The 17506-nt window shown below is 67.0% G+C and carries 14 protein-coding genes; 7 read left to right on the top strand and 7 right to left on the bottom strand.

The genetic code is table 11. The features are described 5' to 3' along the window. Window positions 1–36: 36 nt before the first annotated feature. Window positions 37–1707, bottom strand: coding sequence for an NAD(P)/FAD-dependent oxidoreductase (locus tag E5206_RS06005; RefSeq protein ID WP_136321698.1), 1671 nt, complete (start codon window positions 1705–1707; stop codon window positions 37–39). Between the two features lie 196 nt (window positions 1708–1903). On the opposite strand from E5206_RS06005, the gene E5206_RS06000 reads away from it, so the two are divergent. Beyond that, window positions 1904–4246, top strand: a complete 2343-nt coding sequence (locus E5206_RS06000; RefSeq protein WP_205760016.1) for a LuxR C-terminal-related transcriptional regulator — start codon at window positions 1904–1906, stop codon at window positions 4244–4246. 88 nt (window positions 4247–4334) lie between these two features. Here E5206_RS06000 and E5206_RS19190 read toward each other — a convergent pair whose 3' ends face one another. The 4 genes from E5206_RS19190 to pta all read right to left on the bottom strand — a co-directional run bounded on the left by E5206_RS19190 (window position 4335) and on the right by pta (window position 8890). Next, window positions 4335–4478 (bottom strand): hypothetical protein, encoded by a 144-nt coding sequence (locus E5206_RS19190; protein WP_168709271.1) that lies wholly within the window; start codon window positions 4476–4478, stop codon window positions 4335–4337. Between the two features lie 423 nt (window positions 4479–4901). Then, a complete protein-coding gene (locus tag E5206_RS05995) occupies window positions 4902–5474 on the bottom strand; it encodes a GNAT family protein (RefSeq protein WP_136321697.1) in 573 nt (190 codons plus the stop codon). A gap of 90 nt (window positions 5475–5564) precedes the next feature. Then, entirely contained in the window at window positions 5565–6737 is a 1173-nt protein-coding gene (locus tag E5206_RS05990) for an acetate kinase (RefSeq protein WP_136321696.1), read from the bottom strand. A gap of 8 nt (window positions 6738–6745) precedes the next feature. Further along, window positions 6746–8890 (bottom strand): phosphate acetyltransferase, encoded by a 2145-nt coding sequence (gene pta / locus E5206_RS05985; RefSeq protein WP_136321695.1) that lies wholly within the window; start codon window positions 8888–8890, stop codon window positions 6746–6748. 191 nt (window positions 8891–9081) lie between these two features. Between pta and E5206_RS05980 the strand changes: the two genes are divergently transcribed. The 4 genes from E5206_RS05980 (at window position 9082) to E5206_RS05965 (ending at window position 12767) form a co-directional block, all read left to right on the top strand. Next, window positions 9082–9615, top strand: a complete 534-nt coding sequence (locus tag E5206_RS05980; protein ID WP_136321694.1) for a hotdog fold thioesterase — start codon at window positions 9082–9084, stop codon at window positions 9613–9615. Between the two features lie 15 nt (window positions 9616–9630). Beyond that, window positions 9631–10959, top strand: coding sequence for a phenylacetate--CoA ligase PaaK (gene paaK / locus E5206_RS05975; protein ID WP_136321693.1), 1329 nt, complete (start codon window positions 9631–9633; stop codon window positions 10957–10959). A gap of 84 nt (window positions 10960–11043) precedes the next feature. Then, window positions 11044–11649 (top strand): TetR/AcrR family transcriptional regulator, encoded by a 606-nt coding sequence (locus tag E5206_RS05970; RefSeq protein ID WP_136321692.1) that lies wholly within the window; start codon window positions 11044–11046, stop codon window positions 11647–11649. 200 nt (window positions 11650–11849) lie between these two features. Further along, a complete protein-coding gene (locus tag E5206_RS05965) occupies window positions 11850–12767 on the top strand; it encodes a DUF427 domain-containing protein (protein ID WP_136321691.1) in 918 nt (305 codons plus the stop codon). Between the two features lie 60 nt (window positions 12768–12827). Here E5206_RS05965 and E5206_RS05960 read toward each other — a convergent pair whose 3' ends face one another. Further along, entirely contained in the window at window positions 12828–13235 is a 408-nt protein-coding gene (locus E5206_RS05960; RefSeq protein ID WP_136321690.1) for a VOC family protein, read from the bottom strand. A gap of 221 nt (window positions 13236–13456) precedes the next feature. Then, a complete protein-coding gene (paaZ, locus tag E5206_RS05955; RefSeq protein WP_136321689.1) occupies window positions 13457–15568 on the bottom strand; it encodes a phenylacetic acid degradation bifunctional protein PaaZ in 2112 nt (703 codons plus the stop codon). A gap of 161 nt (window positions 15569–15729) precedes the next feature. Here paaZ and E5206_RS05950 point away from each other — a divergent pair, with 161 nt between their 5' ends. Together E5206_RS05950 and E5206_RS05945 are read left to right on the top strand one after the other, a co-directional pair. After that, the gene (locus tag E5206_RS05950) at window positions 15730–16146 is read left to right on the top strand and encodes a hotdog fold thioesterase (RefSeq protein ID WP_136321688.1); all 417 of its coding nucleotides are present in this window, start codon (window positions 15730–15732) and stop codon (window positions 16144–16146) included. 143 nt (window positions 16147–16289) lie between these two features. Continuing rightward, window positions 16290–17498: a globin domain-containing protein gene (locus E5206_RS05945; RefSeq protein ID WP_136321687.1), complete on the top strand. Its 1209-nt coding sequence runs from the start codon at window positions 16290–16292 to the stop codon at window positions 17496–17498. Window positions 17499–17506: the final 8 nt, after the last annotated feature.

The following is a 17506-nucleotide window of genomic DNA, read 5'->3' as shown; positions in this document are numbered from 1 at the left end:
GAATCTCCTTGGGAAAGAACGTGGCTGGGGCGGGTGTCAGGACACTTCGAGAAGGGACGGGGCTGTCTCCAGCACGAACCCCTCGTAGCCGCCCTCCACGACGTCGGCGCAGATCTTGCGGTAAGCGGGCGCGCCGCCGAGGTAAACCAGGCATTTGCGAGGCTTGCCGGGGATGTTGGCTCCCATGTACCAGGAGTCCGTTCCGGGCAGCAGCGTCGCCTGGGCCAGCTCGTTGGCGTGGGCCACCCACTTCTCCTCGGCTTCCTGCTCCGGCTCAATGGTGTGGAGGCCGTTTTCACGCACGTAGCTGATCGCATCCGTGGCGAAGTCCACGTGATCCTCAATGGCCAGCGGCATGTTGTAGAGGACGGACGGGCTCTGCGGGCCGGTGATGAGGAACAGGTTCGGGAAGGCGTTGACGGCGATGCCCAGGTAGGTGTGCGGGCCGTCGGCCCACTTGTCCTCGAGCCGCAGCCCGTTGCGGCCGACAATTCCCATGGCCAGCAGCGGGCCGGTCATGGCGTCGAAGCCCGTGGCCAGGATGAGCACGTCGAACTCGAACTCGCCGCTGGCGGTGACGACGCCCGTCCCGGTGATCCGGGCGATCGGCGCCGTCCGTACATCCACCAGGGTGACGTTGTCCTGGTTGTAGACCTCGTAGTAGTTCGTCTCCAGCGGGGGCCGCTTGGTGCCGTAGGCGTAGCCCTTCGGCGCCAGGAGTTCGGCGACGGCCGGGTCCTTGACCCGCCCGTGGATCCGCTCACGGATGTACTCCGAGATCGTGTCGTTGGCGTCCTTGTTGACCAGGATGTCCTGGTAGCTGTCGATAAAGAGCCGGAATCCGCCGCGGTCCCAGCGGTTGTCGAAGGTCTGGCGCCGCTCCTCGGTGGACACCGCCAGGGCGGAGGGCTGGACATCGGTGTAGGGAACGCCGAGGAAGTGGTTGCGGCAGGCGTCGCGGATAGACCTGTAGTTGGCCTTGACGTCGCTGACCTCCGCCGGAACGGCCGGGCCGTTGCCGATGGGGGTGGCGTAGTTCGGCGTGCGCTGGAAAACGGTGAGCTGCGCGGCGTCCTTCGCGATCTCGGAGATCGCCTGGATGCCGGTGGAGCCGGTTCCGATGATGCCGACCCGTTTGCCCGTGAAGTCCACGGTCCCGTGCGGCCAGTTGCCGGTCAGGTAGACCTCGCCCTTGAAGTCTTCGACGCCGGGGAAATCAGGCTCCTTCGGCACGGACAAGTTGCCGGCCCCCGAGATGATGAACGAGGCCTTGACGGTGCTGCCGTCGGCGAAGCCCACGTTCCACTGCGACGCCTGGCCGTCCCACACCATGGAGGTGATGCGGGTGTTGAACTGGATGTCCTTGCGGAGGTCGAACCGGTCCGAGACATGGTTCAGGTAGCGCAGGATTTCAGGCTGGGCGGCGAACTTTTCGCTCCACTCCCATTCCTGCTGCAGCTCGTCGGAGAAGGAATATGAGTAGTGGATGCTTTCGATGTCACAGCGTGCGCCCGGGTAGCGGTTCCAGTACCAGGTGCCGCCGACGTCGGAAGCGACATCGAATGCGCGGGCACTCAGGCCCATTTGGTCACGTACCTTGTGCAGCGCATAGAGGCCGGCGAAACCTGCGCCGACAATGAGGACGTCAAGGACGAGGTCCCCGGTCTGACCGGCAGTGGTTCCGTCGGTTTTTGTTTGATTCTTCATTGAATCCGCCATGGAGTGCTCCTGCTGTAACTTGCTGGAATCTGGTTTCTGGTGCTGATTCAGCATGGTCCGGGGTGCGGGACAGGACATGGGGGAGATCACCCCCTTAGCTACCTGTATTGTGTTTTGTGTCACGCACAGCCGCGTTTTTCCGGCACTGTCATGACGGGCCGACTGATGAAGTGGATGCTGTTGAATGACTAAGGGCTTGATGAGACGCGGCGCCGGCGGCGCGTCGGCCATGACGAGCTTCGTGGGCAGGCGACGGGAGCTTTCCGAGGCGAAGACGCGGATGGCCGAGTCCCGGCTCGTCACGCTGACCGGCCCCGGCGGAGTGGGAAAAACCCGACTGTCCCTGGAACTGGCCGACCGGTCCCGCAAGGCGTTCCGCGACGGCGTTTGGGTCGTTGAGCTGGCCAGCCTGGAGGAAGAAATCAGCCTGCCGTCGGCCGTGCTGTCGGCGCTTTCCGTGCCCGATCAGTCGACCCGTCCGGCGATGGAAAAACTGGTGGACTATCTCCGCGAGCGGCAAATCCTGGTTGTCCTGGACAACTGCGAGCATCTGCTTCAGGCCGTGGCAGTGCTGGCTGCGGAACTACTTCAGGAGGCCCCCGGGCTACGGATCCTCGCCACCAGCAGGGAACCACTCGGAATCGCCGGCGAGCGCAGCTGCCTGATCCCTCCGCTGGCGACCCCGTCCCCGCTTGAGCCCCACACCGCAGAGAGCCTGGGCCAGTTTGAGGCGGTGAGCCTGCTCATTGACCGGGCGCGGAGCATCGTCCCTGATTTCGCGGTCACGGCAGAAAACAGCGAGGCCGTTGTGCAGCTGTGCAACAGCCTCGACGGGATACCGCTGGCCATTGAACTGGCGGCGGTCAGGCTGCGCTCCCTGTCCGTGACACAGATCGTGGAACGCCTGGAAAGACGGTTCCAGCTGCTCACGGGCGGCGACCGCACCGGGCTGCCCCGGCAGCAGACCCTGCGCGCGCTCATCGACTGGAGCTGCGAACTCTGCACGCCCGCCGAGCAGCTGCTCTGGGCACGGCTCTCCGTGTTTCCCGGAACCTTGGACCTCGAAAGCGCCGAGAATGTCTGCGGCTTCGGGGGCCTGGACCCCCTGCAGATCATCGACCTGATGGACCGGCTGGTGGCGAAGTCTGTCATCTTCACCGAACGCTCCGGGGAGCAGGTCCGGTACCGGCAGCTGATGACCATGCGTGAGTATGGGGCCGAGCTGTTGTCCGCACACGACGACGGATACGCCACGCTCAAGCGCCGGCAGCGCGACCACTATCTCCGGCGGGCCGCGGACATGGTCGCCAACTGGTGCGGCCCGGGTCAAACCGAGGCCCTCACCGCGATGAAGAACGACCATTCCAACCTGGTCTCCGCCCTGGAGTGGTCCCTTCACACCCCCGGGGAGCTGCGCGCGGCGGCCGAACTGGCTTCCCTGCTGCGCTACCACTGGATTTCCGGAGGCTTCCTCAGCGCCGGACGCCGTCGGCTGGACCGCATCCTTGAACAGCCCGGCGAACCCAGCCGCGAGCGGGGGGACGCCCTGTGGGTGGCTGCCTGGGTGTCGCTGATCCAGGGCGACCGGGAGGCTGCCGCCCGGTACCTTGACGAATGCCAGGAGACCGCCAATGTGCTCAACGACCCCCTGCTGGCGGCCCACGCCTCGCACTGGCGCGGCCTGCACCAGTTCTTCAGCGGCAATCTCAGCGAGGCGATCACCCTGTATGAGTCCGCGATCGCCGCCCACAAGAAAGCCGGAGACACCGCTTCCGCCCTCACGGCGCTCTTTCAGTTGGCCCTTGCACAGAGCTGCAACGGTGACGTCAACCTGGCGCTCAGCACCTGCCGGGAGTCCCTGGAGCTCAGCAGCCGGCATGGTGAACGCTGGACCCATGCCTTTTCGCTGTGGGTCTCGGCGCTGTGCCACTGGCGCTTGGGCGACAACGCCCAAGCCAGGCAGGCAGCAATGGCAGCCCTCGAAATCCAGCAGGAATTCAAAGACGCCATTTGCGCGGCCCTGACCATCGAACTGCTGTCATGGATCGCGGCCTCCGAGTCCCGGTTCGAAACTGCCGCGGAACTGGCCAATGCGGCCACCTCCGTATGGAAAGGCCTCGGAACCACAATCGACGCCTTCGGGCCGCATCTGAAGGCCGACTCGGCGCAATCCGCCGAGACCGTTCTGAATCACCTGAGCCCCCGGCGGATGGCGGAGTTGTCGGCCAAGCAGCCGCGACTCACCAAGGAGGAGGCCATCGCGATGGCACTCGGCGTCACGTCTCCGGTTCCGCCTGTGTCTGCTGTGGGCGGCGCCAGCGCGGCGAAGTCGCCGCTGACGCCCCGGGAACGTGAGATAGCGCGGCTCGTGGCCGAGGGGCTCAGCAACCGCTCCATAGCCCAGACTTTGGTGATCTCGCCCCGGACAGTGGATGGTCACGTCGAAAATATCCTGGGCAAACTGGGCTTCGGGTCACGGGCCCAAATTGCCGCCTGGGTGGCCCAGCAGGCCATCCCGGCTCCGTGAAGTGGCTGCGCGGGGCCGCGTTTCGATGAAGTGGCTGCGCGGGGCGCCCTGACGGCAATCCTCGCCGATCCGGCCGTGCTTGTTTCCCCTAGGCGGCGGAGACCGCACCTTCCAGCGCGGGCTCTTCGTAGTACCACCCGGCCCATGCCGTATGGACCAGCACTGTCAAGCGGCCCTCCGGTGATGGCGATGTGGCGTGGTCTGGGAGGTCGTTGTGGCTGGCTGCCGTCATGATGCGTCCTTCAGAGGGGCCCGGACCGGCTTCCCCAAATAAGGCGGCACGGGCAGATGGTGGTGGGTTAGTTGCGTTTGAGGATCCGGCCGACGTCGTCGTTGCTCATGACGTCCGCGGCGACCTGGCCGTCGAGGGCGTAATCCGCCAGGCGCCGGTCCGAGTAGCGGATGGTGTCCTACACAAGCTGCTTACGGTGTGTTGAACATCACAAAATGGTGTTGTTTCAACGGTAGGGTCCCCATTGCCCGATGGGAAATACCTATTTCGGGCTCATTGAATAGCTTTTGCATATCAGTGTCGCGGTCTCCCCGACAACGCAAGGGTGTTTGGCCAGCCGGGCGCCGGATTGCGGGCACCGTTTGCCAAAGATGGCCGCTATGGAACCTCCCATGGCGGCCATCTTTGGCGAACCGCTGAGTCCTAAACGGGCTGCCGGGACTTCCATTCCTCGGCAAGGAGGGCGTAGACGACTTCCGTGGCCCACCGTCCCTTGTAGTGCCACTTGTCCACCTGCGTTGACTCCAGCCGCATGCCGAGGCGTTCACACAGCGCGGCGGAGGCCGTGTTCAGCGCGTCCAGCTTGGCGTCGATCCGGTGGAAGCCGAGTTCCTCGAAGCCCAGCTTCAACATGACTCCGGCGGCCTCAGCCGCGATGCCCTTTCCGCGGGCTGCCGGGGCGAGGCTCCAGCCGATCTCGGCCTGCCCGCGGCCCGGCAGCCACTTCAGCACCACTTCGCCGAGCAGCCCGGGTGCGTCCGCGGCCTCGATGGCCAGGCAGATCCAGTCGCCCTCCTTGTCGAAGGCGAAGTTGGCGTAGCGGCCCACCATCGCCATGGACTGCGTGTAGCTCTTCGCCTCCCCGGGCAGGAACCGGGCAGTCTCCGGCAGGGATTGGTACGCGTGGTAGGCGGCCAGGTCCCCGGCCTCGAAACGGCGCAGCACAAGCCGGTCCGTGCGGATGGGCAGCGGAGGGAGGGGCGTGGGTTCCGTCATGCCCCCAACGCTACCCTTGGCCCAACTGACTCGCAGTTGGGGCCGTTCTGGGCGCTCAAAACGACAACAACTGCGAGCTAGTTGGGGCCGCTACGGCGCAACCGCTGACCGATTGACCGCTGAACGATTGACCGCTGAACGGCTGACGACGTCGGCGGTGGCCTCCGCGATGGCGCGCTCCTCGTCGGTGGGCACCACCAGGACGGGGATGGCCGAATCCGCGGTGGAAATCACCCGCGGCTCCGAAGACCGCACGCGGTTCAGACGGGCGTCGAGCCCGACGCCCAGGGCGCCCAGCCGGTCCACCACGAGGGCGCGGAAGGCCTGGGAGTTCTCGCCGATGCCGCCCGTGAACGCGATGGCCTTCGCCCCGTTGACGGCCACGTGATAGCCGCCGATGTATTTGGCCAGCCGGTAGGAGGCCACATCCAGCGCCATCGCGGCCCGTTCGTTCCCGGCCTCGGCGGCTTCCACCACGGAGCGCATGTCATTGTTGCCGGCCAGGGCCTTGAGCCCGGATTTGCGGTTGAGCATGTCATCCAGCCGGTCCGTCGACCAGCCCGCCCGGCCCAGGAACACCAGGATGGACGGATCCAGGTCCCCCGAGCGGGTCCCCATCACCAGGCCCTCCAGGGGGGTGAAGCCCATGGAGGTGTCCACGGACCTGCCGCCCTGGATGGCCGTGACGGAGGCGCCGTTGCCCAGGTGGGCGATCACGCCGTCGAACTCCTCCAGCGGCAGATCCAGCAGCGCCGCCGTGCGGTGCGCCACGTACTCGTGCGAGGTGCCGTGGAAGCCGTAGCGGCGGATCCCGTGGCGCGCGTACAGCTCGTGCGGGACGGCGTACCGCCAGGCACGCTCGGGCATGGTGCGGTGGAAGGCGGTGTCGAACACGGCCACCTGCGGCAGCTCCGGCCACTTCTTGAGGATCGCCCGGATGCCCAGCACGTGTGCCGGGTTGTGCAGCGGCGCGAGCGGGCTGAGCTGCTCGATGGCGCGGGTGATCTCGAAGTCCACCAGGATCGGCTCGCCGAAGCGCTCGCCGCCGTGCACCACCCGGTGTCCGACGGCGTCGAGCTTCCGCGCCCCCAGCACCTCGTGGATGGCGGCGGCCACCAGCTCCAGCGCCTCGGCATGGTCTGCGGGCCCTCCCCCGGTGCCGATCTTCTCGATCAGCCCCCCGGTGAGCACGTTTCCGGCCGCGACGTCGCGGACCTGGTACTTGAGCGAGGATGAACCGGAATTGATCACGAGCACGAGCATGGGGCCTCCTATGCCTTGGCTTCTGCGGCCCGCGCCGCCGCTGCGGCCGGTACAGCCTGAATTTCCAGCGACTCCGACGCCGGCGTCGTCTGCGCCTGGATGGCGGTGATCGCCACCGTGTTCACGATGTCCTCCACCGTGCAGCCCCGGGAGAGGTCGTTGACGGGCTTGCGCAGGCCCTGCAGCACGGGCCCGACGGCGACCGCGCCGGAGGACTGCTGGACCGCCTTGTAGGTGTTGTTGCCGGTGTTCAGGTCGGGGAAGATGAACACCGTCGCCTGCCCGGCCACGGACGAGCCGGGCATCTTGGACTCGGCGATGGCGGCGTCGACGGCGGCGTCGTACTGGATGGGGCCCTCCACCGCGAGGTCCGGGCGCCGGGCCCGCACCAGCTCGGTCGCCTGCCGGACCGCGTCCACGGCCTCGCCGGAGCCGGAGCCGCCGGTCGAGTAGGAGAGCATCGCAACCCGCGGCTCCACGCCGAACTGCACCGCTGTTTCGGCCGAGGCGAGGGCGATGTCCGCCAGCTGCTCCACGTTGGGCTCGGGGTTGACTGCGCAATCGCCGTAGACCAGCACCCGGTCCGGCATCAGCATGAGGAACACGGAGGAAACGATCTTGACGCCCGGCCGGGTCTTCACGAACTCCAGCGCCGGCCGGATCGTGTGGGCCGTGGTGTGGGCGGCGCCGGAGACCATTCCGTCCACGACGCCGAGCTGGACCATCATGGTGCCGAAGTAGCTCTCGTCCTGCATCACCTCGAGGGCCTTGGCCAGGTCCACCCCCTTGTGCGCCCGCAGCTCCGCGTACTTCTGCGCGAAGCCCATGCGCAGCTCCGAGGTGGCCGGGTCCACGATGTTGATGCCGGACAGGTCGATCCCCTGGGTGGACGCGGCCTCGCGGACGTCGGCCTCGCGGCCCAGCAGCGTGAGCTCGCAGACGTCGCGGCGGTGCAGGATTTCCGCGGCCCGCAGGATCCGGATGTCCTTGCCCTCCGGGAGCACGATGTGCCGGCGCTGCGAGCGGGCCCGCTCGATCAGGTCATGCAGGAAGCGCAGCGGCGTCATCCGTTCCGGCAGCGGCAGGTGCAGCCGTTCCAGCAGCTCCGCCTCGTCCACCCGCTTGGACCACAGGCCCAGGGCCGAGGCCACCTTCCGCCGGTGCCCGGACCAGATCTCGCTGCGTACCTCGGAGACGCGCTTGGCCGTGACGTAGGTGTCGTCCGGGGACGTGAAGACCGGGAAGGGTGCCTGGGCCAGCAGCGAATAGATGTTGGCTTCGGGGGCGAGGCCGCCGGTGAGGATCAGCGCCGAGGGCACCGGGAACTCCGGCGACCATGATGAGGCCAGGCAGGCGACCAGCACGTCCGCACGGTCACCGGGGACTATCACGAGCGCGCCGTCGTCGAGCACGCGCAGGAAGTTGGCGACGCTCATGGCGGCCACCCTGACGGAGCGCACGTCACGTTCCAGGTCCGGCAGGCCGGCCACCAGGCCCAGGCCGAGGGCCGCGGCCACCTCCCCGGTGGTGGGCCGCGCGATCTCCTCCAGCTCCGGGAAAACGTAGACCGGCCGGTTCGTCGCGCCGGGCCGGATGGCCGCGGCGATGCCCTCAAGGTCCTCCGGGTCGGCACGGTTGACCATCATGGCCAGGAGCGTGCAGCGTTCGGCGAGGAGCTCCTTGCGGGCCACCTCGACGGCGTCGGCGGCCTCCGCGACGGTCCGCCCCCTCGCCCCGACGACGGCGATGACGGGCACCGCCAGGTTGTTCGCCAGCCGGGCGTTGAGGTCGAACTCGACGGCGGCGTCCTGGCCGGTGAGGTCGGTCCCCTCAACGATCACGACGTCGCAGTTCCTGGCGATGTCGGCGAAGATCTCCACGCAGCGGGAGTCGATTTCCTCGCGCTTTCCCTCGGCCAGCAGCCCGCGGACCTCGGCATAGGTCAGCCCGCCGCGGCAGCGGTCGTCGTCGAGGCCGAAGCGCGCCTTCATCACGGCCACCATGGGGTCCGAGGCGGCATCGTGGCCGGCCACCACCGGCTTGAAGAAGCCGATCCGGTCCGCGTGCCGGTGGAGCATGTCCGCCAGGCCCAAGGCGATCAGCGACTTGCCGGAGCCCGGCGTCGTCGCGCTGACATAAATTCCCATGGCCATAGTTCGCCCTTTGCTGTGCAGTGCATCCGCTGGTGGTGAAACCGACGAGCCGCAGATCGTTGTTTTACCGCCAGATATCCGGCCGGACAGGTCCGGTCCTGTGTCCCACCATACTTTCTCCCCTTGACAGAAGGCACCTAAATGGGATTACCTAATGAACATTCGGTAAATAAAGCTGGAGGCAACGACGCATGGCTGAAGTGAGCATTTCCGGTGACACCCATCCCATCCTGCAGGACGACTATGCCTCCGAATGGATGGGCATCGAAGTGCTGGCACTGGACGACGGGCACGCCACGATCCGTATGACGCTCCGGCAGGAAATGCTGAACGGCTTCGGCATGGCGCACGGCGGCATGATCTTCGCCTTCGGTGACACGGCCTTCGCCCTTGCCTGCAACCCGGCGGACCCACAAGCCGGCGCGGCCGATTCCATCACCGTCGCGTCCGGCGTCGACATCAACTTCCTGAAGCCGGCTTTCCGCGGCCAGGTGCTGACCGCCGTCGCCAACCGCCGCGCGAGCACGGGGCGCAGCGGGCTGTACGACGTCCAGATCTACGCCGCCGATCCCGGCGCCGTGCCGGACTCCACGGCATCCCCCGCGGGCGGGGCTCCGACGGAAACCATCCCCGGCCAACTCCCCGCAGACATCGCCGGAACTCCCCTTCAGGGTGAACTCATCGCCGAGTTCCGCGGCCGCAGCCGAACCATCTCCAAGAAATAGAAACAGGGAACCCAGATGACGCAAGAAACCGTCGCCGCCACCACTGATGCAGTCCTGGACCGCGAGGAAACCATGTCCCGCGACGAGCTGGAGGCGCTGCAGCTCAGCCGCCTGCAGCACACCGTGGCCTACGCCTATGACCGAGTTCCCCTGTACAAGCGCAAGTTTGACGAGACCGGGGTGCACCCCACGGACCTCCGCGAGCTCTCCGACCTTGGCAAGTTCCCCTTCACCACCAAGGAAGACCTCCGCCTGGAGTACCCCTTCGGCATGTTCGCCGTGCCCCAGCACGAGGTGGCCCGCATCCACGCCAGCTCCGGCACCACCGGCCGCGCCACCGTGGTGGGCTACACCAAGAAGGACCTCGCCGACTGGGCCAAGCTCGTGGCACGCTGCCTGCGCATGGCCGGCGTCCGCCCGGGCATGAAGGTCCACAACGCCTACGGCTACGGTCTGTTCACCGGCGGCATGGGCGCCCACGCCGGCGCGGAGGCCCTGGGCTGCACCGTCATCCCGATCTCCGGCGGCCAGACCGAACGCCAGATCACGCTGATCCAGGACTTCAAGCCCGACGCCATCCTGGCCACCCCCACCTACCTGCTGACCATCGCCGACGCCATGGCCAAGCAGGGCATCGACCCGGCCTCCACCTCGCTGAAGTACGCCGTCCTGGGTGCCGAGCCGTGGACCGAGGAAATGCGCCACGAGCTCGAAGTGATGATGAACATCAAGGCGTGTGACATCTACGGGCTCTCCGAGGTCATGGGCCCGGGCGTGGCCGGCGAAGCCGTGGAAACGCAGGACGGCAGCCACATCTGGGAGGACCACTTCCGCCCCGAGATCATCGACGCCTTCGACTCCTCCATCGTCCTGGGCGACGGCGAACCCGGCGAACTGGTCTTCACCTCCCTCACCAAGGAGGCGCTGCCGATCATCCGGTACCGCACCAAGGACCTGAGCCGGCTGCTGCCCGGCACCGCACGCCCCGCGCACCGCCGGATGGGCCGCATCACCGGCCGCAGCGATGACATGATCATCCTGCGCGGCGTGAACCTGTTCCCCTCCCAGATCGAGGAAATCGCGCTGCGCATCCCGGAGCTGAGCCCGCACTTCCAGCTCGAGCTTTCCCGCCCTGAGGGCCAGCGGATGGACCAGTTGACGGTCAAGATCGAGCGCCGCGAGTCCGTCACCGTCGAGGGAAGCGCGGCGGCAGCCCGGACCCTGCAGCAGCAGATCAAGATCCACGTCGGGTCCTCCTGCACGGTCGACGTCGTCGATCCGGGGTCGCTCGAGCGGTCCAACGGCAAGCTGCGCCGGATCTACGACATGCGTCCCAAGGCCTAGGCCGTTTTCCCGGTCGGCCCGGCCGCTGCCCTTAACAGGGCAGGCTGGCCGGGCTGACCGGCCGTTCATGAGAAACTAGCGAGCATGCCCAGCACAGCAATCCCCACCAAGCGCGGCCGTCCAGGCTATGACCAGGAGTCCGTGCTGAACATCGCCGTCGACGTCTTCAACCGGCACGGCTATGACGCCACGTCGATGGGCATCCTTGCCGAGCACCTGGGCATCTCCAAATCCGCCATCTACCACCATGTTCCGTCAAAGGGCGATCTCCTGCGGCTTGCCCTGGAACAGGCCCTCGGCGGCCTGGAGGCCGTCCTGGAGCAGCCCCAGGCCCTCACCGGAACCGCCGAAGCCCGGCTGGAGTTCGTGCTCCGTCAAACCATCGCGGTCCTGGTCGAGCGGCTGCCGTTCGTGACGCTGCTGCTGCGCCTGCGCGGCAATACGGAGATCGAGCGAAACGCGATGGAGCGCCGGCGCACCTTCGACCACAAGGTCGCGGCGCTGATCTCCGCGGCCCGCGATGAGGGCTCGCTGCGCCAGGACATCGACCCCCGCACCGTCACGCGGCTGCTGTTCGGCACCATCAACTCGATCGTGGAGTGGTACAAGCCCGGCGGTTCGCTGTCCCCGGAGAAGCTGGCCGACGACGTCATCACCATGGCGTTCAACGGCCTGCACATCCCCCGCTGACCGCCCTCACCGACGCTCCCTCACATCCCTGCGCATCCCCTCCTCCCCCACGGGACATGCCCTCCGGTTCCCCCGACCGATGGGCATGATGGTGATATGTCCCCTCGCCACGGCCAGCGTTGGACATGTCCCGCGGATCCAGGGACCGCCCGGGCAGGGAGGTCATTGACGTCGCACGGGCGGGCGCCCACCCTTGGGATATGGCCACGAAACTATCCAAGGTGATCCTCGGAGCCTTTCCCCAGCTGCGCTACGAACCCACGGCCAAACGGGTCCGGGCGAGCCTTGGCGGGAACGCCGTCGTCGACACCCTGCACGCGTACCTGGTCTGGGAGCCGCGGCGCATCACCCCCATCTATGCCGTGCCGGAAACGGAACTGCTCGCCGGGCTCAGCACACCGGCCGGCTCGGGCGCCGACGTCTCCGAACATGGGTTCACGCTGTCCTCCGATGCGCCGCCGTTGCTGGATCCCCGGACGGGATTCGGCCGGCACACCGCCCCCGGCGAACAGCTCGACGTCGTGACGGCAACCGCGACGGCGCCCGGCGCCGCGTTCCGTCCGGACGATCCTGACCTGGCCGGGTTTGTGGTCCTGGATTTCGGTGCCTTCGACTGGCGGGAAGATGACGAGGAGATCATCGGCCACCCCCGCGACCCGTTCCACCGCGTGGACATCCGGGCCTCCTCCGTCAAGGTGGAGCTGGCTCTCGACGGCGTCACGCTCGCCAGCACGAACGGCGCCCAGCTCCTGTACGAGACGTTGCTCCCGGTCCGCTACTACATCCCGCCCGGGGACGTGCGCCTGGATCTGATGCAGGAGAGTCCCAAACGGACTGTCTGCCCGTACAAGGGCGAAGCCAGCTACTGGACGTACCCCGGCCCGGAGAGCGGGAGGGACGTCGCCTGGAGCTATGACCGGCGCTTCCGGGACGCCGCCCAGATCCACGGCCTCATCAGCTTCTTCAATGAGCGGGCCGACCTGACGGTCGGCGGCGTGCTCCAGCCCCGGCCCGTGACGCCCTGGTCCCGGCCACAAGACTCCCGGCCGGGGAGCCCTTCAGTGGCCACTCCTTCAGCGGACAGCCCTGCGCCGGACAGCGGGAAGGCGCCCCGCTGAGCCGGGACGCCTCAATACGGCTAATATTTCCCGCCGACCAGGTTCCGGAACAGATCCGGATCAGAGCTGATAGTCAGCCGGCGAGGTGATGTTCTCATGGACGCACAGGACGTTGTGCTCCGAATCCATGAACCAGGCGCACTTCTCCGAATCCGTAGTACAGATGTGGTTCTCCGTCTTGAGATCCGGGAGGTCGTAGTCCTGAAACGTGACGCCCCTGGCCTCCATCTCCTTGACGGTCTCTTCCAATCCGCTGACCTCGAAACTCAGGGCCGTGTGGTCGGAATGCTTCCCGTCTGTGACCGGCATGAGCTGCAGCATAGGGCCGCCGTCGCTGCCGAATAAATCGCTTCCATCACTTGCTGTTCCACGGTGTGGGAGCCCCAACATGTCCGCATAGAAGCTGTGGGCACGCGCTACATCATCGACTGGCAGGACGGTTGTGGCTTTGTTCAGTACTAGTGTCATCTTGCCACCTCCTACGATGACGATTTTACGCCGGTGCCGGGCAGAAAGAGCCTGCGATTTGGTTGCCGACGGCGCTGCCGCGGCGGGCCGCGGCCCCCGACGCTCCCTCAGCTTCCGCGCTTAAACCGCGGACGCTCCCCCACCAGGTGAGGGAGCGTCCGCGCGAAACGTACGGACCTGAGGGAGGATCCGGCTGGAACGTGCGGAACGTGCGGGAGGGTCTACTTTTCGACGAGGGTGAGGACGTCGTAGGTGGCCACGATTTCGTCGTTCTGGTTGGTCAGGACGGCATCCCAGGCAACCTCGCCGTACTCGTCGGTCTCGCGCGGGGTGATCTTCTTGGCCGTCAGCGTGACCCGGATGGAGTCGCCTGCGGCCACGGGGGTGATGAAGCGCAGGCTCTCCAGGCCGTAGTTGGCCAGTACCGGGCCCGGAGCGGGCTCCACGAACAGGCCCGCGCCCCAGGCCAGCAGCAGGTAGCCGTGGGCCACGATACCCGGGAAGAACGGGTTGGCCGCAGCGGCCTCCTGATTGGTGTGCGCGTAGAAGGTGTCACCGGTGGAGTTGGCGAACTTGGTGATCTCCTCCAGCGTCACTTCGCGGAGCCCGGAGCGGATGGCGTCGCCGATGTGCAGCGTGCTCAGGTGCTTCCGGAACGGGTGCTGGCCCTCGGTGTCCAGCGTGAAGTTGCGGTCGGCCCCGGTGTGCCAGATGCCCGTGACCGCGGTCAGCATGTTGGGTGAGCCCTGGATGGCGGTGCGCTGCATGTGGTGCATGACCGAGCGGATGCCGCCGAGTTCCTCGCCGCCGCCGGCGCGGCCGGGTCCGCCGTGGACCAGGTGCGGGACCGGCGAGCCGTGGCCGGTGGAGCTGCGGGCATCCTCGCGGTTGAGCATCAGGACACGGCCGTGGTGGGCCGCGATGCCGGTGACCAGCTCGCGGGCCACGGCAGGATCGTTGGTGCAGACCGTGGCCACGAGCGAGCCGCCACCGCGGGCGGCGAGGCGGACGGCGTCGGCCAGGTCCGTGTAGCCAATCACCGAGGACACCGGGCCGAACGCCTCGAGCGAGTGGACTTCCTCGGCTTCCGGATCGGCCCAGCTCAGCAGCACGGGGGACATAAAGGCGCCCTCTTCGACGACGCCGACGGTCCCGTCCGCGCTGGTCACCCGGGGCGAATCGAGGGTTCCGTAGGCGAGCTCGCCGCCGGCGTCGAGCATGGTCTGGACGGCGGCGCGGACGTCGGCGAGCTGCTCCCGGGAGGCCAGGGCGCCCATGTTGACGCCCTCGGCGCGGGGGTCACCGAGCACGATGCGCTCCTTGATCCGGTCCCCCACGGCGGTCACGACGTCGGACACCAGCGTCTGCGGCACGATCGCGCGGCGGATCGAGGTGCACTTCTGGCCGGCCTTGGCGGTCATTTCGGTGACGACGGACTTGATGAAGGCGTCGAACTCCGGCGTGCCCTTGACGGCGTCCGGGCCCAGGATCGCGGCGTTGAGGGAGTCGGTTTCCGAGGTAAAGCGGACGCCGCCCTCGACCACGTTGCGGTGGGACTTCAGGGTGTTGGCCGTCGAGGCGGATCCGGTGAAGGACACGAAGTCGCGGTAGTCGAGGTGGTCCAGCAGGGTGCGGACCGAGCCGGAAATCAGCTGCAGCGAGCCCTTGGGCAGGATGCCGGATTCGATGATCGCCTTGACCACGGCCGCCGCCACATAGCCGGTGGGCGTGGCGGGCTTGACGATGGTGGGGACGCCGGCAATGAAGGCCGGGGCGAGCTTCTCGAGCATGCCCCATACCGGGAAGTTGAAGGCGTTGATCTGCACGGCCACGCCGGGGATGCGGGTGAAGATGTGTTCACCGGCGAACGAGCCGTCCTTGGACAGCACCTCCATGGGTCCGTCGACGACCACCTGGGAGTTGGGAAGTTCGCGGCGGCCCTTGGAACCGAAGGTGAAAAGCACGCCGATGCCGCCGTCGATGTCGATCATCGAGTCGATCTTGGTGGCGCCGGTCTGCGCCGAGACGGCGTAGAACTCGTCGCGGCGGCCGTTGAGGTACTGCGCCAGCTCCTTGAGCTTGAGGGCTCGCTGGTGGAAGGTCAGCTTGCCCAGTTCCGCCTGCCCGGTGGTGCGCCCGTAATCCACGACGGCGCCGAGGTCCAGGCCCGCGGTGCTCACCCTGGCCAGGAGCTCGCCGGTGCTGGCATCGAGGACGGGGACCGCGCCGGCTGCGGAGCCGGCCTCGGGGGTCCACCAGGAATCCCGGATGAAGCTGGGAACGATCCCTACAGTGTCTACTGTGGGTTCCGGAGCTGTTGCAGTGGTGGTCATCGTTGACGGGTCCTTCCAACGGGGGCAAGATCAACACGGCCAGCGCATTACTGACCGTCCGTTCGGTAATATGTCTACAGTACATGAATGATGCCTGCCGCACACTAGCCGCGGCACCGATCGGCCTGAGCCCCTGAATTTCCGGCCACAGAGGAGACGCTATGACGCCAGAGCCCGGCAGTACAGAACTGTGGAAAATCACGCTTGGCGAGCTTGACGAAAAGATGGGCGTGAAAATCGTCGAGGAATCCGTGGAGCGCGTTGTGGCGACCATGCCGGTGGAAGGCAACCGGCAGTCCTTCGGGCTGCTGCACGGCGGCGCGTCGCTCGCCGTCGGCGAGGCCGTGGGCTCCTGGGCCGCCGTGATCCATGCCAGCACCCTGGGGAAGACGGCGGTGGGCGTTGACGTGTCCGCGACCCATCACAAGTCGGCCCGCGAGGGGACCATCACGATCACGGCCACCCCCATCCACCTCGGCGGGACGCTCACGACCCACGAGGTCCTGATCACCAACGACGCCGGCCAGCGGCTGTGCACCCTGCGGATCACCAACCTGCTGCTGGACCGCAAGGCCTGACAGGGCGGGAGCCCCCTACACCGATCTGCCCCGGTGATCTAGGGCCGACGGACCCGGAAGGCCCATGCCCCGGACTGTTAGATTGGCAGTGCTGCGCCACCTGAACCGCTGGGTATGACCGGTCACACCGGAAGGGATCCACCATGCTCTCAGACACCTCGCTTCCTGTCATCAAGGCAACGCTGCCCGTCGTGGGCGAGCATATCCAGGAGATCGCCAAGCGTTTCTACCAACATATGTTCGAGGCCCGGCCGGACCTCCTTGACGGGCTCTTCAACCGGGGGAACCAGGCCGACGGCCGCCAGCAGCAGGCACTCGCCGGATCCATCGCGGCGTTCGCCGGCATGCTGGTGGACCACCCGGACCAGGTGCCGGACCATCTCCTCTCCCGGGTGGCGCACAAACACGTCTCGCTGGGGCTGAGCCCGGACCAGTACCAGATTGTCCATGACCACCTGATGTGGGCCATCGTGGACGTGCTCGGGGACGCCGTCACTCCCGAGGTCGCCGCAGCCTGGGACGAGGTCTACTGGCTGATGGGGAACATGCTCATCAACAAGGAACGCGGGCTGTACACCGCCGTGCACCTCGCCCCCGACACGATCTGGCGGACGTGGCGGGTGGTCCAGCGGATCCAGGAGACCGACGACGTCGTCACGTTCGTCGTCGAACGGACCGACGAACGCGACGTCAAGCCTTCCCTGCCTGGCCAGTATGTGACCATCAAGATGACCATGGCCGACGGCGTGCACCAGCCCAGGCAATACAGCCTGACCAAGGCCGACGACGGGCAGCACCGGCAGTTCGCGGTGAAGCGGGTCCATGGGCTGGCTACTCCCGACGGCGAGATGTCCACGCTGCTCCACAACAATGTCCAGGTGGGCGACGAGGTGGTGCTCTCGGCGCCCTTCGGCGACGTGGTGCTGGAGTACACCGACCGCCCCTTGGTCCTGGCCAGCGCCGGAATCGGCATCACCCCGATGGCCGGGATGATTTCGCACCTGGTCAAGTCCGGCTCCCAGCGCCGGGTGATGCTCCTGCATGCCGATGACAGCGAGGCGTCGTTCCCGCTCCGGGCGCAGGTCAGGGAGGACCTCGCAAAGCTGGCGGACGGCACCCTGACCACGTGGTTCCTCAATCCGGCCGAGGGCGCAGAGACGTCCGGATCCGGGTTCTCGGGTTTCATGGACGTCGGCGCGGTGGAACTCCCGGACGACGCCGAGTACTACCTCTGCGGTCCGCTGCCGTTCCTGAAGTCGGTCCGGGGCGCCCTGATTTCCGCCGGCGTCCCAGGCAAGGACATCCAGTATGAAGTCTTCGGCCCGGACCTCTGGCTGGCGGACTTCCAGTAACCGCGGCG

The organism is Arthrobacter sp. PAMC25564, from assembly GCF_004798705.1.
In the GTDB taxonomy this organism is placed as follows: Bacteria; Actinomycetota; Actinomycetes; order Actinomycetales; family Micrococcaceae; genus Arthrobacter.
The sequence above is the reverse complement of the archived record's forward strand: the minus strand, read 5'-3'. Positions and strand labels throughout refer to the sequence as shown.

What these genes read in the sequence shown, in the direction of transcription:
- E5206_RS06000 (WP_205760016.1), top strand. Translation starts at nt 1,904, where the DNA reads ATGACTAAGGGCTTGATGAGACGCGGCGCCGGCGGCGCGTCGGCCATG.
- E5206_RS05970 (WP_136321692.1), top strand. Translation starts at nt 11,044, where the DNA reads ATGCCCAGCACAGCAATCCCCACCAAGCGCGGCCGTCCAGGCTATGAC.
- E5206_RS05980 (WP_136321694.1), top strand. Translation starts at nt 9,082, where the DNA reads ATGGCTGAAGTGAGCATTTCCGGTGACACCCATCCCATCCTGCAGGAC.
- E5206_RS05960 (WP_136321690.1), bottom strand. Translation starts at nt 13,235, where the DNA reads ATGACACTAGTACTGAACAAAGCCACAACCGTCCTGCCAGTCGATGAT.
- pta (WP_136321695.1), bottom strand. Translation starts at nt 8,890, where the DNA reads ATGGCCATGGGAATTTATGTCAGCGCGACGACGCCGGGCTCCGGCAAG.
- E5206_RS05945 (WP_136321687.1), top strand. Translation starts at nt 16,290, where the DNA reads ATGCTCTCAGACACCTCGCTTCCTGTCATCAAGGCAACGCTGCCCGTC.
- paaK (WP_136321693.1), top strand. Translation starts at nt 9,631, where the DNA reads ATGACGCAAGAAACCGTCGCCGCCACCACTGATGCAGTCCTGGACCGC.
- paaZ (WP_136321689.1), bottom strand. Translation starts at nt 15,568, where the DNA reads ATGACCACCACTGCAACAGCTCCGGAACCCACAGTAGACACTGTAGGG.
- E5206_RS05995 (WP_136321697.1), bottom strand. Translation starts at nt 5,474, where the DNA reads ATGACGGAACCCACGCCCCTCCCTCCGCTGCCCATCCGCACGGACCGG.
- E5206_RS05950 (WP_136321688.1), top strand. Translation starts at nt 15,730, where the DNA reads ATGACGCCAGAGCCCGGCAGTACAGAACTGTGGAAAATCACGCTTGGC.
- E5206_RS19190 (WP_168709271.1), bottom strand. Translation starts at nt 4,478, where the DNA reads ATGACGGCAGCCAGCCACAACGACCTCCCAGACCACGCCACATCGCCA.
- E5206_RS05990 (WP_136321696.1), bottom strand. Translation starts at nt 6,737, where the DNA reads ATGCTCGTGCTCGTGATCAATTCCGGTTCATCCTCGCTCAAGTACCAG.
- E5206_RS06005 (WP_136321698.1), bottom strand. Translation starts at nt 1,707, where the DNA reads ATGAAGAATCAAACAAAAACCGACGGAACCACTGCCGGTCAGACCGGG.
- E5206_RS05965 (WP_136321691.1), top strand. Translation starts at nt 11,850, where the DNA reads ATGGCCACGAAACTATCCAAGGTGATCCTCGGAGCCTTTCCCCAGCTG.